Source organism: Arcticibacterium sp. GJ41-1, from assembly GCF_055808875.1.
This window is the reverse complement of the sequence record NZ_CM147888.1, coordinates 1,880,582-1,897,709: the sequence shown is the minus strand read 5'-3', so window position 1 is coordinate 1,897,709 and position 17,128 is coordinate 1,880,582. Positions and strand designations below refer to the sequence as shown.

Sequence of the window (17,128 nt, the reverse complement as noted above, 5' to 3'; positions counted from 1 at the left end):
AGCCTTTTTGATATCAAATTCATCAAATTTTCCCTAATTTTGAAGACTTAGTGAATCTATAAAACATTTGTTTTCAAAATATAAATGGCCAAATCCAAACCCAAAAAGGAAACCCCATTAAATAAGCAGTTTAATCAGATAAAGGCTAAATACCCAGGTGCTTTATTGCTCTTTAGAGTGGGAGATTTCTATGAGACATTTGGTACTGATGCTATAAAAACTTCTAAGATTTTAGGGATAGTTTTAACCAAAAGAAACAATGGAGGTTCAAATCAAGAATTAGCTGGTTTTCCTCATCACTCTTTAGATACCTATTTACCTAAGTTAGTTCGTGCGGGTGAGCGAGTGGCCATTTGCGACCAATTAGAAGACCCAAAAACGGTCAAAGGAATAGTAAAACGTGGTGTTACCGAACTGGTTACGCCTGGAGTTTCTTATAATGATAACGTACTAGAAACCAAGCAGAATAATTACTTAGCTTCTATTCATTTTGGAGCCAAGGAAAATTACGGTGTTTCTTTCTTAGATATATCCACAGGAGAGTTTTCATGTACGGAAGGTTCTGCCTCATATATTGATAAACTATTACAGAGTTTCGCACCGGCAGAAGTTCTTTATTGCAAGCAGCATAATGCTAAGTTCAAAGAAACTTTTGGAGACAGGTTTAACACCTACACTTTTGACGACTGGGCCTATACCTACGACTTTGCATTCCCTATCCTGACAAAGCACTTCAAAACTACAACCCTAAAGGGCTTTGGAATTGAAAATCTTAAAGATGGTGTAACAGCAGCAGGTGTAATCTTACAATATTTAGAAGACACTGAACACCGCGACATTAACCACATTTCTAGCTTGGCAAGGCTAGATGAGGACAAATTCGTGTGGTTAGATAAATTCACCATTCGAAACCTAGAGTTGGTTTTCCCACAGCATGAAGGTGGTGTACCGCTTATTGATATTTTAGACCAAACCATCACTCCTATGGGAGCTAGATGTTTGCGAAAATGGGTGGTATTACCGCTAAAAGAGCTTAAACCAATTCAAGACAGACAAGATACGGTTGAGGTTTTTGTAAAGGAACCAGAGCATCTAGAAGAAATCCAGAGCCTTTTAAAGCCAATTGGTGATTTGGAAAGGTTAATTTCTAAGGTAGCCGTAAGACGAATTAGCCCAAGAGAGATAGTCCAACTGAATAGAGCTTTAAAACAAATGGCTCCGCTAAAAGAGGTTTTAGAAAGACTCAGCGACGGAAATCCGATATTTAAAAAGTACGCCGACCAGCTCGCTGATTGCAAATTCTTGTTTGACTTAATTTCTAAACAAATAAAAGACGATGCCCCTCATGTAAGTAACAGAGGTGGTATGATAAAAACAGGTGTAGACCCTGTGCTAGACGAATACCATGAAATAGCTTTTTCAGGAAAGGATTTCCTTTTGGGTATTCAAAGAAGAGAGTCTGCTAATACAGGAATCACTTCTTTAAAAATAGCTTACAACAAGGTTTTCGGATACTATTTAGAGGTTTCTAATGCCCATAAAGATAAAGTTCCTACGGAGTGGATTAGAAAGCAAACACTGGTAAATGCTGAAAGATACATCACCGAAGAGCTCAAGGTTTACGAAGAAAAAATCTTAACAGCAGAAAGTAAGATTTTTGACATTGAGTTTAAAATTTACAATGAATTGGTGATTGCTGCAGGCGAATTTGTCCCTCAAATTCAGCAAAATGCTAGGGTTATTTCTGCTTTAGACGCTTTGGCTTCATTTGCGGTAATTGCTAATCAAAACCACTATTGTAAACCTGATTTAGAAGACAGCAGTATTATTGACATCAAAGACGGACGTCATCCGGTTATTGAGAAACAACTTCCTCCTGGAGAAAGTTATGTACCTAATGATTTAATACTTAACGATGATGACCAACAAATCATCATTGTCACTGGACCCAATATGGCAGGTAAGTCGGCTTTATTAAGACAGACGGCCTTGATAGTTTTGATGGCTCAAATAGGAAGTTTTGTTCCTGGCGAGGCTGCCAGAATAGGATTGGTAGATAAAATATTTACACGTGTAGGAGCTAGTGACAACCTCTCTAGAGGCGAATCTACTTTTATGGTAGAGATGACAGAAACTGCTTCCATTCTTAATAATCTAAGCGAAAAGAGCTTAGTAATCATGGATGAAATAGGCAGAGGAACCAGCACTTATGATGGTGTGAGTATTGCTTGGAGCATTTCAGAATACTTACATAACAATCAGAAATTCAAGCCTAGAACTCTTTTTGCCACCCACTATCACGAGTTAAATCAACTTACAGAAGATTTTGGAAGAATTAAAAATTTCAATGTAGCCGTAAAAGAGGTCAATGGTAAGGTAGTTTTCTTACGTAAACTTAAAGAAGGTGGTAGCGAACACAGTTTTGGTATTCATGTGGCCCAAATAGCCGGAATGCCTCAGTCTATAGTACTACGAGCCAGCGAAATTTTACTACACTTAGAAAAAGATAATATCAAGGAAAAAAACAAAGAAAAAATTAGAGAAGCTCCTAAAGATAATTTTCAGCTAAGTTTCTTTGACGCCCCTGACCCTAAAATGCAGGAGTTAAAAGAGAAAATGGAAAATATTGATGTGAATACCTTATCCCCTATTGAGGCTCTATTAAAGCTTAATGAGCTAAAGAAACTGTTGGAGTAAAATAATATTCCTCCTTTAAACACTTCCTAGAAAGCCTTGATTCCCTCAAGGCTTTTTTTTCATACGCAATTCGAAAAAATCTGCATAGAGCTATTCCTACGCCCCAAATCTCAACAAAATATTAGTTCGCTAAAATTGACTTATACTGTGTTTTTTATTTTAAGTTTTTAACAAAAGCCAATATTATAATTTTTCATATTGGATTTTAAAGAATTAATATTCTTCATTTACAACGTATTTATACTTCAGACCTACGGAAAAATACTGGACCGCTACAGTGTTTCCTTCTAGAGGCATTAGTCAGCATATTCCGCATAGCTTTTACCATTTGTCAGGTGTTACATGAAAATTATTTAATTCTAAACCGTAAAAGTTAAACTGAGTATGAAAAAAAATTACGCTATCGTATTCGCGATATCATTTCTAGGTTCCAGTCCTAGGATGTTTGCCTCAAACAAAAGTCACCCAAATCTTGAAAAGGAAGACATTTCGGGGGCTACACAGAAATTAAATGTCAAATCAATTTCAGGAAAAGTATTGGATGGAGACTCCAACTTCGGAGTTCCGGGAGTAAGTGTGGTATTAAAGGGTACCTCCGTAGGAACCTTAACCGACGCCGAAGGAAAATACCAACTAAACATTAATGTAGATGCTGGAATTCTGGTTTTCTCATCTATTGGCTATGAAACCCAAGAGGTCAACATTGGAAGCCAAACCATTCTAGATGTTAAATTAAGAGAATCTAGCAAAACACTGTCTGAAGTAGTGGTAACTGCTTTAGGTTTTAAAGAAGAAGCTGACCGTTTGGGTTCTACAAGTAGTAAAGTCGCCGGAGACAAAATAGTAAAGTCAGGCGAATCAAGCTTTATCAATGGACTTGCAGGAAAGGCCTCTGGTGTACAGATATCAAGAGCAGCTGGTGACCCAGGTGCAGCTTCATTTATTCAAATAAGAGGTCAAAACACCCTAACAGGAAACTCTCAGCCCCTTGTAGTGGTGGATGGTGTACCCATCAGTAGCACTACAGAAGGTGGTAGCTCTGGAGGAGTAGTTCCACAGTCAAGACTAAATGACATTAACCCAAGCGATATAGAATCTATGCAGATACTGAAAGGTGCATCTGCAGCTGCACTATGGGGCTCAAGAGCGGCAAATGGTGTCATAATAATTACCACTAAAAAAGGCCGTGACGAAGGAAAAATGGCTGTTTCGTTCAGTTCTACCTTCTCTATGGACAAAATCAACAAGTATCATCCTTTTCAAGACACCTTTGGACAAGGCTCCAATGGAGTGGCAAGTGCAACAGGCTCTTCTGCATGGGGTGATAAAATCTCAGACCGAAGCGGTGGACCTGACGAAGTGAATACAAGTGGAGAGTTCTTTGAAGCCGAAGACGGAACATTATACTACCCGATTCTAAGCAAAAACTCTACAGAAACTTATAATGAGTCTAACTATGACGAAGTTTTTAGAACAGGAACATACTTAGACAACGCCCTTAGCCTTAGCGGTGGAGACAAAAAAGGAACATTCTTCTTTAGTATTGGAGATGTTCGTCAAAAGGGTATTCAACAAGGAAACAGTAATTATAGCAGAACAGCTATTCGCTTAAATACTGAGCGTCAATTTACAGATGAATTTAAATTGAGCATTAATGCTTCTTATGCTAAAAGTTTCTCTGACAGAATTCAAAGAGGAAACAACCTTTCAGGTGGAATGGTTGGTTTGGCAAGAAACCCTGCTGATTTCGACATTTCAGATTATAAAGGAAACTACTACTCCAGTCCTTTGGCCTCTCCTATTGAAAATAGGCAGCGTGGCTATAGAAGTTATTTAGGAGCAAGAGCTAACCCTCCTAACAATAACGCTCTTTGGGCTCTTTATGAACAAACTAACTCCACTGATGTAGATAGATTTATAAACAGTGCGGAACTTAACTATGAGCCGGTAAAATGGTTAAACATAATTGGGAGAGTTGGCATTGACACATATACCGATAATCAAATTTCCTATTTCCCTGTAAATGATATTAGAGGGGCTGGAAACGGTGAATACAATGACCAAATAACAAAAGAAACACAGTTTAATACTGATTTATTAGCAAGAATTTCGGGTGACCTTACCCCTGATTTGTTTTCAACCTTGATAATTGGTGCTAACTATAACAGCCGTGATTATTATAATATTGGAGCCACTATTTCAAACTTTCTGATAGCTGATGCACCACCTAATTTTTCGAATGCGGTAACTACCAATAAGAATCCAGTTAACTCTAGAAGTACTGTAAAAACGGCTCGTACTTACGTCACTGCAAACCTTGGCTATAAAGATTACTTATTCTTGAACCTTTCAGCCGCAGCTGAATCAGCTTCGACTTTTGGTAAATTGGCTGATAAAACATTTTATTATCCATCTGCTGATGTGGCTTGGTTATTTACAAACCATGACTTCGCTAAAAGCGTACCCTTTCTCAACTTTGGAAAACTAAGAGCATCTTTCGGAATCGTAGGTGTTCAGCCTTTGCCTTATTTATCAAACACAATCTTCTCCTCCACATCTTTCTCTGCTAGCCCATGGGGAGATAACTTGGTTGGCTCTCAGTTTGGCAATGGTGCATTTAGCCAAGGCAGCTCATTGGGAGACCAATATTTAAAGCCTGAAAGAAAAACAGAATACGAAATAGGAGTTGACCTAAGATTATTAAAAAGTAAGCTAAAACTGTCTGCCACATATTACTACAATAAAGTGGAAGACGTACTAGTGCCAGTAACCCTTGCCCCTACCACTGGCTTCTCTACCAAATATACTAACGCAGCTTCGCTTCAAAACAAAGGCCTTGAGATGGAATTAGGTTATGACATCCTTCAAAAAGGCAATTTTGACTGGAGCATGAACGTAAACTTTACCAGAAACAGAAGTTTGGTTCTTGATTTAGCAGGAACTCAATCACTATTCTTACAAGGCGGTATCAATAACTTCTTTGACGCTAGAGCGGTTGTTGGTGAGCCAGTAGGTGTATTCTGGAGTAGTAAATACGCTGTAGACGAAGGAGGAGAAAGAGTTTTAGATGCCAATGGTTTCCCTACTGCCGACCCAGTAACTGGTGTGGTAGGAAACCCAAACCCAGATTGGATTGGCGGCCTTGGAACCACAGTGAAATATAAAAACTTCTCGATGAACGTACTTTTTGAAACTTCACAAGGTGCAGATTATTTTAATGGAACCAGAGGAGTAATGTACACATTTGGAACACATGCCGACACTGGGAACGAGGTTACTTTAACAGAAGATACCAAAAACTATGCGGGTCAAGTTATTCCAGCAGGAAGTACCGTAAGAGGAAATATCGAAGATTTTGGAGCTGGAAATGTTTTATTAGACCAGTCATGGTACACTACTTTGGGTAGTGGATTTGGCTCTTTAAAAGAACAATTTGTGGATGACGGAAGCTGGACCAGATTAAGACAACTATCTATGTCTTACGCTTTAAACTCCGCCAAGTTTAGAGAAAAAACCAAGCTTCAGTCTGTTGAGTTTACCCTTACTGGCCGTAACCTTTTATTGTGGACAAGGTAGTCGGTATTGACCCAGACACCAACATTTCAGGTGTTCCGGCTGGAAGAAACATGGATTATTTCAATTCCCCAGGAACACGATCTTTCATATTCTCATTAAGAGTTAATTATTAATAAAGAAATTAGAGATGAAAAAGAATATATATATCAAAACACTTTTACTCTGCTTATTATCAATCAGTTTCTCATGCGAAAAGCTTGTTGACGATCTAAATACAGACCCAAATAACCCAACAGATGCTTCAGCTACTTTGCTTCTTACAGCAGCTCAATTAGGAAATATTTCTGTTCAAGAAGGTCATTTGGCCAGAGTGGCCTCTATGTGGTCAGGTTATTTCACTGGTAGTGATAGACAATACAAAGACGTTGGCAGCTATAACGTAACAGGTTCAGATTTTAACAATGTTTGGGGTTTTGTTTACCAAGGTGTGGTAGAACAAACTAAATTGATAATTGAAAAATCGGAGAGTAATAATAATCGATTAATTCAAGCAATAGCCAAAATCACCAAAGCAAATGCCTTGGGAACTGCCACTGCTTGTTTTGGAGACATCCCTTACTCGGAGGCTTCAAACATTGATTTATACCCAAACCCTGCTTTCGAATCGCAGCTATCTGTATATGGAAGTTTACAAACCCTATTAGATGAGGCCATTGCGGATTTAGAGAGTGGCGTGGGGTCTTCGCCTGGTGCAGCCGATATTCATTTTAATGGAGACGCGAACAAATGGTTACAAACAGCTTATACACTAAAGTCTAGATTCTATTTAGAAACTAAAGAATACGCCTTGGCCGAAGCGGCCACTCAAAAAGGAATAGCTTCATCAGATGCCTCCTTAAAAGTTATACATGGTAATTCTTTAAATGTAAACGAAAACTTGATGTACGCCTTTATAGGCCGAAACAGAGTGGGAGACGTTAACGCAGCTGATGCATTACCGCCAACACTGCTTGACCCAGCCTCTCCTACCTATAAAGGAAATGCAAAGACTGATGAAACAGCTCGTTTTAATTATCAGTACACCACGGTTAACGCCACATTAATGCCTAACCTTAATAGTACTAGCACTTCAAGAGGCCTATTTGGTCAAACGGCACCTTACCCGCTTGTTACTTTTGAAGAGAACATGTTAACCACAGCCGAAGCTAATGCAAGATTAGGAAAAACCGAAGAAAGCCTAGCAGCCTTAAACGCATATAGAGCCTACCTAAATAGCGGCGGCGGCTTAGACCCTACTTATTTATCAAGTGGTTATACTTACAAATACGAACCATATACTTTAGACGACCTAAGTACCGGTGGAATTTTAAACACTTCAGATTTGAGCACAAATGATGCTCTTTTAAAAGAAATATTAATGGAAAGATATATCACTTTTAACGGGCAAATATTGGGCTTTAACGATTTAAGAAGAACAAGAAAAGAGTCGGTAGGTGTAAGCCTCACTCCTACTTCAGGCGATATTTTACCAGAAAGAATGATTTACAGTGAAGCTGAAATTAATTCAAATACCAGTGCACCAAGTCCAGTACCAGGGGTGTTTGTGCCAACTCCAATTAATCAATAAGCAGGAAATACACTACCCAAAACAATAGAAATAAATGTTTAAAAATCACTCATTTGTGGAGCAGGAACCCTGCTCCACAAATAAATTAATAAAGCTAAAATCATACATCGCTTGCCTTCTTATCCTCTTACTAAGCGGAGTAAGTAAAGCTGCTGTATCTGGAGATACCACTTTGGTAAGCATGACTGAAGGTACTAACATGGCTGCCGAACTCTCCCCAAATAAAAAGAGTATCACCATTGACCTGCAAGGTACCATCTGGACTTTGCCCGTTAGCGGCGGAAACGCAAAGAAAATAACAGACGGCATGGGCGACGACCGTCAACCTACATGGTCACCAGATGGGTCAAAAATAGCTTTTCAATCTTTCAGAGATGGTTATTATCATATTTGGATGGTAAACAGTGATGGTACAAATTTGACACAAGTAACTACTGGAGCATATGATGAAAGAGAGCCAGATTGGTCTCCTGATGGGAAATATATAGTGTATGCCAGTGATGTTTATGACAACTATGATATATTCAAAATTAACGTAGAGACCAAAGAAACCACCCAATTAACAAGCAACGAAGCCAATGAATATTGCCCTGCATACTCACCAGATGGTAAAGAAATAGCTTATGTTTCTGAGCAGAAAGATGCACCCGGAATTTACAAAATCAATGCTTTAGGAAAACCAACCTTAGTTTCAGAAAGAAAAGGAGCTTTATCCGCCCCGTCTTGGAGCTTTGATGGCAAGTTTATGTACTTTACCGAGTTCACAGGTTCGTATAGTGGCCTAGGGGAAATTGATTTAAGTTCTGGCGAAACGAGCATTTTAACCGGCTCTGAGATAGATGTGTTTCCTTTTAGAACAAGCTGGCTAAATGCCAAAGAATATATTTTTATGGCTGACGGAAAAATTAAGAAAGCCATAAAAGGACAAAAAGGCCTATCAAACATAGAATTTAAAGCGGAACTTATGGTGGTAACACCAAACTACCCGAGAAAAACTTATGATTTTGATGCAGGAACACCTCAAAAAGTAAAAGGAATTAAGGGCCTAAATGTATCACCTGACGGTCAAAAATACCTTTTCACTGCTTTTAGCGACATCTATGTTTTAGAAGATGGTAATTCCATACCTAAGCCTTTGATTGAATCTCCATTTATATGTTCAGACCCTGTTTGGTCTCCTGACGGCAAACAAATTGCCTATTTGACAGACAAGTCTGGTAATATGAATCTTTGGCTTTATGAAATTGCCTCTGGCAAAAGCACCCAAATATTAAAGTTAGATGAAGATATCAATTACCCTAGCTGGTCTCCTGACGGAAAAAAAATAGCCTTTTATTTAGCCGACCCTCGAAACATCTGGGGTAAAGGAACATTACAAGCCATTGATATAGCCACCAAAGAAGTGGAGAAGCTCCATGAAGCCCTTTTTGTACCTAGCCAGCCTAGCTGGTCTCCTGATGGCGAAACCATTGCTTTATCTGCATTAGATGTCTATTCTAGTAGGTTTAGAGAAGGTATTAATAAAATACTTTTGGTTTCATTAAAAGATAAATCAGAGAAATTCATCTCTCCTGTAGAGCAGCGTTCCTTAGGTATGCGAGCTAAAAATGGCCCACTTTGGTCGCCAAATGGCAAATGGATGACCTATGTGATGGATGGTCTTTTATGGATTATAAATGTGGACAAAAAAGGCAACATTGTAGGGCCTCCAGTAAGATTAACAAATGAACTCGCAGAAGTTCCTAGCTGGACAGCCGACTCTAAAAGCATAGTTTACTTAGCTACAGATAAAATCAAGAAAGTAAACATTGAAGACATGTCTATAAAAGACGTACCGATGGACTTTACTTGGGACTATAGCCAGCCAACCACTAAAACGGTTATTCATGCTGGAAAAGTTTTTGACGGGATTTCAGAGAGCTACCTTACCGATGTAGACATTATTATCGACAAAAACAGAATAGAAGCCATAGTAAAACATGAAGAAGGACGTTCCGGAAAATTGATTGACGCATCAGACAAAACTGTTATTCCAGGCTTGTTTGAAATGCATACACATCAGCATGCCATGGTAGGAGAAAAACTAGGACGCCTTTGGCTTTCTTATGGCATTACTTCACTAAGAGAAACAGGTTCTGACCCATACGATGCTATTGAGCGAAAAGAATCTTGGAATACAGGAAAACTTACTGGTCCAAGAGAGTTTTTTACTGGTGGACTTACTGATGGAACACGCATTTATTATGGTTTGGCAAATAGTATCCAGTCTTCGGCTCAGTTGGATTTAGAACTTGATAGAGCTGTAAATTTAGAGTACGACTTAATCAAAACTTATGTAAGGATGCCTGATATTTTACAGCGAAAAATCACAGCATTTGCTCATAAAAATGGAATTCCGGTGTCTTCACACGAAATTTTTCCTGCTATGCGATATGCTGTGGACGCAGTAGAGCACATAGGTGGAACAAGTAGAAGAGGATATTCTCCGAAGATTTCTAAAATGAATCATACCTATGAAGATGTGATTCAATTATTAGTAAAATCTCAAATGAACATAACCCCTACTGCATCCCTTCAAGGTGGTTTTTACACTATGGTGTCAAAGTATTCATGGTACTTAGAAAACAAACAGTTATTGAATTTCTTTGGAAAAGAATATGTAGACGGTCTGAAAGCAAGAACTAGTCAAATAACTACCATGTTCCCCGGATATCTTTCAAACTTCTCTAATATTCAGACTACCCTAAAGAAACTAATTGTAGAGGGTGCAAGTGTCACAGCTGGTACTGATAGCCCTTTTATTCCTTATGGTTATAGCCTTCATTCAGAACTTCACAGCTGGGTGGACTCAGGAATTTCACCATATATTACCTTAAAGGCCGCTACCATGGGAGCAGCTAAAGCAGTTGGCGTCAGTAAAGATTTAGGTTCTATAGAAAAAGGAAAGTTGGCTGATTTGGTGATTGTAAAAGGTGACCCTCTTAGTGAAATCACGGATGCATTAAATGTAGAATATGTCATCAAAAATGGTATCACTTATTCTATTGATGAGCTTATGAGTTCTCCAAAATAAAAACATTATTTTACCACATAAAAGAGGCTGTTCCCATTTTGGAAACAGCCTCTTTTAGTATATAGAATTATCATTAAATACTATTTCTCAAACACATTAACCTCGGCTATTAAATCCGCCACTAGGCCAGTCCAACCTGTTTGATGAGCGGCACCACAGCCTTCTCCATTATCACCATTGAAGTACTCATAAAACAAATGATGCTTTTTAAAATGCTCGTCTTTGTCGTATTGCTCGTTTATTTGAAGAGCTGGTCGTTGACCTTTTTCATTTTCTTCAAAAATACCAATTAAACGCTTCGAGATTGCATTTGCGGCATTCGCAATAGTAGTAATCTTACCAGAACCTGTAGGGTACTCTACCTCATAATCATCGCCATAATACTGCGAATACTTATGCAAGGCGTCTATAATAAGATAATTAAGCGGAAACCAAATTGGCCCACGCCAGTTACTATTCCCACCCATGATAGAGAGTTCTGTCTCTGCTGGGCTATAACTTACTTCTAATTGCTCACCATTTAAGTCAAAAGAAAATGGATGCTCTTTATGATATTTTGAAAGCGACCTAATACCATAATCAGAAAGAAATTCTGCCTCATTAAAGAGTTTTTTCAAAACCATCTTCATTCTGTGCCCTCTTAAAAGAGAAAGCAAATGTGTTTCGCCTTTCCCTGGCTCATGCCATCTAGAAATCAGAGAAGCTAAATCTGGCCTATTATTCAAAACCCACTCCAACCTTTTCTTAAACTCTGGTAATTTATCTAGAAGGTCTTGATTAATCACCTCTACTGCACAAAGCGGAATTAAACCAACCAACGAACGAACCTTTAGGAAAATAGTTCTGGCATCTGGAGTCTGAATCTTATCATAATAAAATTGGTCTTCTTCATCCCAAAGCCCCATATTACCATCTTCGAGGTTATTATTAATGGCTGCTGCAATATGAAGAAAGTGCTCAAAAAACTTAGAAGCCATGTCTTGGTAAACCGGTCTTTCCAGTGCTATTTCACAAGAAATCCGAAGCATATTCAAGGTAAATATCGCCATCCAGCCTGTAGCATCTGCCTGCTGAAGTTGAATTCCTGGTATTTGAGCATTTCTGTCAAAAACACCAATATTATCTAAGCCTAAAAAGCCACCCCCAAAGATATTATTACCCTCTTCGTCTTTCTGGTTAACCCACCAAGTGAAGTTTAAAAGCAGTTTATGGAAAATTCTTTCCAAGAAAGCTATGTCTCCTTTTCCTCCACGCTGCTCCTTATCAATCTCATAAACTTTCCAAGTAGCCCATGCATGAACTGGAGGGTTAACATCTGAAAAATTCCACTCGTAAGCAGGTATTTGACCGTTAGGATGCATATAATACTCCCTCAAAACCACAGCTAATTGCCTTTTAGCAAAGTCTGTATCTATTCTGGCTAATGTAACCGTATGAAAAGCTAAATCCCAGGCCGCAAACCATGGGTATTCCCACTTATCTGGCATAGAAAGTATATTATGCATGTAAGCATGCTTCCATGTGTCGTTTCTAGTAAATGCTCTTCCTGTAAATTTGAAAGGCATTTTAGGGTCACCATTTGCCCACTGGTCCATGTTATAATAATAGAACTGTTTGTTCCACATCATACCAGCAAAAGCCTGACGCTGTATTTCTTTTTGCTCTTGTGATTTTACTTCTTTTTGAACTTCACCATAAAAATCGTTGGCATCGTTTTTTGATTGTTCAAAAATTTGGTCAAAATCACCAAAAGCATCATCTAGATGAGTCTCGTTTGAGAACCTCAATCTTATTTCAACATTACCTGCGGCTGGAATTTCTTTATCGTAAAGACCCGCCATTTTGGTCCCTATATTATTCTTATTAACGGCTTTTTTGACACCATCAACCACATAATCGTTAATACTATCTTTTACAAAAGGGGTTTCATTCTTCTTTCCAAAAACACGTTTCATGTTAGTCTCATTTTCAGAGAACAACAGTTCATCGGCACCCTCTAGGTACAACTTCATGTTATCAAAAAGCTTATGCCTTACCTCTACTTGACTACCGGCTATACCGGTCAACATAGGTTTTTGGGCAAAATCTTCATAACCCCATGACCACGTATTTCTAAACCAAAGTGTAGGCAGAATGGCCAATTTAGCAGCCTTACCAGACCTATTATGAGCCGTGAGCTTTATTAGAATATCATTCTCCGACTTTTTAGCGTACTCAATATAAATATCAAAATATTGATTATCGTTAAACGCTTCGGTATTTAGAATTTCAAATTCCTTGTCTTTTTTTCCTCTTTCACGGTTTCCTTGAAGAATTTCCTCATAAGGAAAAAGTTTGATAGGATACTTGTAAAGCATCTTCATATAAGAATGTGTAGGCGTACTATCTAAATAATAGTACAGCTCTTTCACATCTTCGCCGTGATTACCCTCGGCACCAGTAAGACCAAAATACCTCTCCTTTAAAATGGGATCTGCATGATTCCAAAACGAAAATGCAAAACATATATGTTGTTTATTATCAGATATTCCTCCTATGCCGTCTTCTCCCCACCTGTAGGTTCGGCTTCTTGATATATCATGGCTTACATAATTCCAGCTATCGCCATAAACACTATAATCTTCTCTAACAGTACCCCATTGTCGGGCAGAAAGATAGGGACCCCATTTTTTCCAGCCTCTATTGTCCGGCCTTTCTTCCAGTCTCTTCTTCTCTAAAGTATCTTGCATAAACTACAATTAGGTCCTTCGCAAAAATATCCAATTCACTCACCGTGGTAGGATATAGATTTCACTTTTTAATAGATATATTCAAATTCTTTTGTTCCAAATTGCTTTAATCCAAATTTGGTCTCCATTATTAATTTACCTGACTCTGTTACTCCTCTTATTTTCCCCTCAAACGCTCCTTCCTCCCCTTTATATTCACTCCAAACGTCCCTTCTAAATAAGTTTTCGGTGTATTTATCTTTTAAAAATACGTCTTTTCCCAGCTTTATGTTCAAATATTGTTTCTCAAGGTTTTCCAACAAACTTGTTAATAGCTCTTCTCGCTCAAAAAGGCCATTTTCGGTCAAACTAGAAAGCGAAGTAGCATTTGGCAATTCAAAACTTCTTTGATTTACATTTAAACCTATGCCTATAAAACTATAATTAATAATTCTATTCGCTATTAAACTTTCAATCAAAATTCCCCCAAGCTTTTGATTCCCATAAAGAATATCATTAGGCCATTTAATTTTTAGTTTTTCATCTAAAAAATCATCGAGCGTATGGTATACCGCTAAAGATACAGCCATATTTAACCTAAATTGCTCATTAACAGGAATAAAGTCTGGCTTTAAAATTAAGGTAAAAGTTAAATTTTGCCCTTTTTCCGAAATCCATGTGTTACCTCTTTGCCCTTTGCCCCTTGTCTGATTGTCAGTTATGACAATGGTACCCTCCATAATCTCGCCATTCTGAATTATTTCAGCTGCGGTTTCGTTAGTTGAGTGACAAGTTGGCAGGTAAATAGCATTTTTGCCCGTAAAAAGTGTTTTGGGCTGAATTTTGTTCAAAATATTATAATTTAGCTGTTTGAAAAACGCAATTACTAAATGGCTTGTTAAAAAGCATTTTAAAGGAATGCAAAACTATCGTAAAATATACTGAATGAAAAAAACTAAGCAACTTTCAAGCACTGAACTAAGTCAATTTATAATTGAAGGGATGCACGAAAAGAAGGCAAATGAAGTTGTCTTAATGGATTTACGTAAAATCAACAACGCCGTTACCGATTTTTTTGTCCTATGTTCGGGTAATTCCGATACTCAGATTGACGCTATTGCTAAATCTGTAGAAGGACTAGTTTATCAAAAAACCGGTCAAGACCCATGGAACAGAGAAGGAAAAACTCAAAGAGAGTGGATCCTTTTAGATTATGTGGACGTAGTAGTTCATGTTTTTAAAAGCGACAAAAGAGGCTTTTATGATATTGAATCACTCTGGGGCGATGCAGACATCACGTATTTTGGTGACGACATGAAACCGACCAAAGAATTGGTCAATTAATTGAAATTAAAGAATTAACCTTATTAATATGCCAGAGGAAAAGAGTCCTTTACCTAAACAAAAGAAAAAATTACCGATTGGAAACGGACCAGGTTTTCAAGGTTGGATAATAGCCGCCTTGATTTTAGGAATCGTTGGAGTAATGTATTTTTCTAACAACAAATCGCTTTCTGCTATCAAATATAAGAACCTAGAAGAAATGGTTCTTAAAGGAGAAGTAGAAACCGTAGCTGTAGTAACTGATGCCAATGTGGCCGAAGTAACTTTATCTAGCGAAGCTCTTCAAAAAGATGAGTACAAAAACCTTTTAGGAAATAACAGATTTACATCTGGGCCACACATGAAAGTGGATATAGTTTCTGAATACGCCTTTATGGACGAATTCACAAACTTTCTAAAGGGAGCAAATATTGACGATAAAAAGAAAGCAGCCCTTTATCCAGAGCCTATTCATAGAGAAGACATCATGAATTCTCTATTCAATTGGCTTCCTTTGATACTGTTCTTTGGTCTTATGTATTTCTTAATGACCAGAATGGCTGGTGGCGGAGGCCCAGGCGGACAGCTTTTCAATATTGGAAAATCAAAAGCCTCGCTTTTTGATACTGATAACAAAGTAAAAATCAGTTTTAAAGATGTAGCCGGCCTAGAAGAAGCTAAAGAAGAACTTACTGAGATAGTTGAATTCTTAAAGAAACCAGAAAAATTCACTGAATTAGGGGGGAAAATACCGAAGGGTGCACTTTTAGTAGGCCCTCCAGGTACTGGTAAAACTCTTATGGCAAAAGCTGTAGCAGGAGAAGCTAGTGTTCCATTCTTTTCTTTATCTGGTTCTGACTTTGTAGAAATGTTTGTGGGTGTGGGTGCTGCTAGAGTACGTGACCTTTTCAAACAAGCAAAAGAGAAAGCACCTTGTATCATTTTCATTGATGAGATTGATGCAGTAGGTCGTTCAAGAGGAAAAGGTGGTATGCCAGGCGGAAACGACGAACGCGAAAACACATTGAACTCTTTATTAGTAGAGATGGACGGTTTCGGTTCTGATGCTGGGATTATTATTATAGCAGCGACTAACAGACCTGACGTTTTGGACCAAGCTTTGCTAAGACCGGGTCGTTTTGACAGACAAATAAGTGTAGATGCTCCAGACATTAATGGTCGTGAGGCTATTTTCAAGGTGCACATGCGTCCTTTAAAACTTAATGACGAAGTAGATGCAAAAAAACTAGCTACCCAAACTCCTGGCTTTGCAGGAGCTGAAATAGCTAACGTATGTAACGAAGCTGCTTTATTAGCTGCCAGAAGAGGCAAGAAGTCTATTGAAATGCAAGATTTCATGGATGCCATTGACAGAGAGATTGGCGGACTAGAAAAGAAAAACAAGCTTATCTCTCCAGAAGAGAAAGAGATTGTAGCTTATCATGAAGCTGGTCATGCTGTAGCTGGTTGGTTCTTAGAGCATGCTAATCCATTAGTTAAAGTGAGTATTGTACCTAGAGGTGCAGCAGCTTTAGGCTATGCCCAATATTTACCAAAAGAGCAATTCTTGTATAGAACGGAGCAGCTTTTTGAAGAAATGTGTATGTCTCTTGGTGGTAGAGTAGCTGAAGATATTGTCTTTGGTAAAATTTCTACTGGTGCATTAAGTGATTTAGAGAAAATCACCAAAATGGCTTATGGTATGGTGACGGTTTATGGTTTGAATGATGAAATTGGAAACATTTCTTTCCATGACTCTAAACAATCTGACTACGCATTCACCAAACCATATTCTGAGTATACAGCTCAAAAAATTGACCAAGAGGTTAAAAAACTAGTAGATAAGGCTTATAAAATGACTAAGGAGCTCCTTAGCACAAAGCGTAAAGAGTTGGACATTTTAGCTAAAGCGTTATTAGAAAGAGAGATAATTTTTCAAAGTGATTTAGTAGGCTTAATTGGTGAAAGACCTTTTGAAACATTAACTACTTACCAAGAGTATATGGATAAAGAAGATATACCTGAGGTAGTTACAGAGAATGTTGAAATAGCTCTTAATGCTGACGGAAGTACTCCTAGCACAGACCTTAAGACAGATGAAACAGAAGAGTTGAAAAACTAAAAATCTGTTAGCCTTATATAGAAAAAGCCGATGCGTTTAAAACGACATCGGCTTTTTTAATG

9 protein-coding genes are annotated in these 17,128 nt (G+C 38.1%); 7 read left to right on the top strand and 2 right to left on the bottom strand.

Annotated elements, in window-relative coordinates:
- The first annotated feature begins 84 nt into the window (after positions 1–84).
- The 5 genes from mutS to AC0L6O_RS07645 all read left to right on the top strand — a co-directional run bounded on the left by mutS (position 85) and on the right by AC0L6O_RS07645 (position 10,913).
- Positions 85–2,697, top strand: a complete 2,613-nt coding sequence (mutS, locus tag AC0L6O_RS07665) for a DNA mismatch repair protein MutS (protein WP_473307561.1) — start codon at positions 85–87, stop codon at positions 2,695–2,697.
- 384 nt (positions 2,698–3,081) lie between these two features.
- Positions 3,082–6,273 carry a SusC/RagA family TonB-linked outer membrane protein gene (locus AC0L6O_RS07660; RefSeq protein WP_473307559.1) on the top strand — a complete coding sequence of 1,064 codons (3,192 nt, stop codon included), beginning with the start codon at positions 3,082–3,084 and terminating at the stop codon, positions 6,271–6,273.
- Positions 6,261–6,386, top strand: a complete 126-nt coding sequence (locus AC0L6O_RS07655) for a hypothetical protein (RefSeq protein ID WP_473307558.1) — start codon at positions 6,261–6,263, stop codon at positions 6,384–6,386. Before AC0L6O_RS07660 ends, AC0L6O_RS07655 begins: the two co-directional genes overlap by 13 nt.
- Positions 6,387–6,400: 14 nt before the next feature.
- A complete protein-coding gene (locus tag AC0L6O_RS07650; RefSeq protein ID WP_473307557.1) occupies positions 6,401–7,840 on the top strand; it encodes a SusD/RagB family nutrient-binding outer membrane lipoprotein in 1,440 nt (479 codons plus the stop codon).
- A gap of 34 nt (positions 7,841–7,874) precedes the next feature.
- A complete protein-coding gene (locus AC0L6O_RS07645) occupies positions 7,875–10,913 on the top strand; it encodes a DPP IV N-terminal domain-containing protein (RefSeq protein ID WP_473307555.1) in 3,039 nt (1,012 codons plus the stop codon).
- Between the two features lie 80 nt (positions 10,914–10,993).
- Here AC0L6O_RS07645 and AC0L6O_RS07640 read toward each other — a convergent pair whose 3' ends face one another.
- Entirely contained in the window at positions 10,994–13,642 is a 2,649-nt protein-coding gene (locus AC0L6O_RS07640; protein WP_473307553.1) for an MGH1-like glycoside hydrolase domain-containing protein, read from the bottom strand.
- A 68-nt stretch (positions 13,643–13,710) separates the two neighbouring features.
- Positions 13,711–14,472 (bottom strand): biotin--[acetyl-CoA-carboxylase] ligase, encoded by a 762-nt coding sequence (locus AC0L6O_RS07635; RefSeq protein ID WP_473307551.1) that lies wholly within the window; start codon positions 14,470–14,472, stop codon positions 13,711–13,713.
- A 94-nt stretch (positions 14,473–14,566) separates the two neighbouring features.
- Here AC0L6O_RS07635 and rsfS point away from each other — a divergent pair, with 94 nt between their 5' ends.
- Both rsfS and ftsH read left to right on the top strand, forming a co-directional pair.
- Positions 14,567–14,965 carry a ribosome silencing factor gene (rsfS, locus tag AC0L6O_RS07630; RefSeq protein WP_341227241.1) on the top strand — a complete coding sequence of 133 codons (399 nt, stop codon included), beginning with the start codon at positions 14,567–14,569 and terminating at the stop codon, positions 14,963–14,965.
- A gap of 28 nt (positions 14,966–14,993) precedes the next feature.
- Positions 14,994–17,066 (top strand): ATP-dependent zinc metalloprotease FtsH, encoded by a 2,073-nt coding sequence (gene ftsH, locus AC0L6O_RS07625; protein ID WP_473307549.1) that lies wholly within the window; start codon positions 14,994–14,996, stop codon positions 17,064–17,066.
- The last annotated feature ends 62 nt before the right edge of the window (positions 17,067–17,128 follow it).

Bases quoted from the DNA above. Each gene is read 5' to 3' on its own strand.
- mutS (WP_473307561.1), top strand. From the start codon at position 85: ATGGCCAAATCCAAACCCAAAAAGGAAACCCCATTAAATAAGCAGTTT.
- AC0L6O_RS07660 (WP_473307559.1), top strand. From the start codon at position 3,082: ATGAAAAAAAATTACGCTATCGTATTCGCGATATCATTTCTAGGTTCC.
- AC0L6O_RS07650 (WP_473307557.1), top strand. From the start codon at position 6,401: ATGAAAAAGAATATATATATCAAAACACTTTTACTCTGCTTATTATCA.
- AC0L6O_RS07645 (WP_473307555.1), top strand. From the start codon at position 7,875: ATGTTTAAAAATCACTCATTTGTGGAGCAGGAACCCTGCTCCACAAAT.
- AC0L6O_RS07640 (WP_473307553.1), bottom strand. From the start codon at position 13,642: ATGCAAGATACTTTAGAGAAGAAGAGACTGGAAGAAAGGCCGGACAAT.
- rsfS (WP_341227241.1), top strand. From the start codon at position 14,567: ATGAAAAAAACTAAGCAACTTTCAAGCACTGAACTAAGTCAATTTATA.
- ftsH (WP_473307549.1), top strand. From the start codon at position 14,994: ATGCCAGAGGAAAAGAGTCCTTTACCTAAACAAAAGAAAAAATTACCG.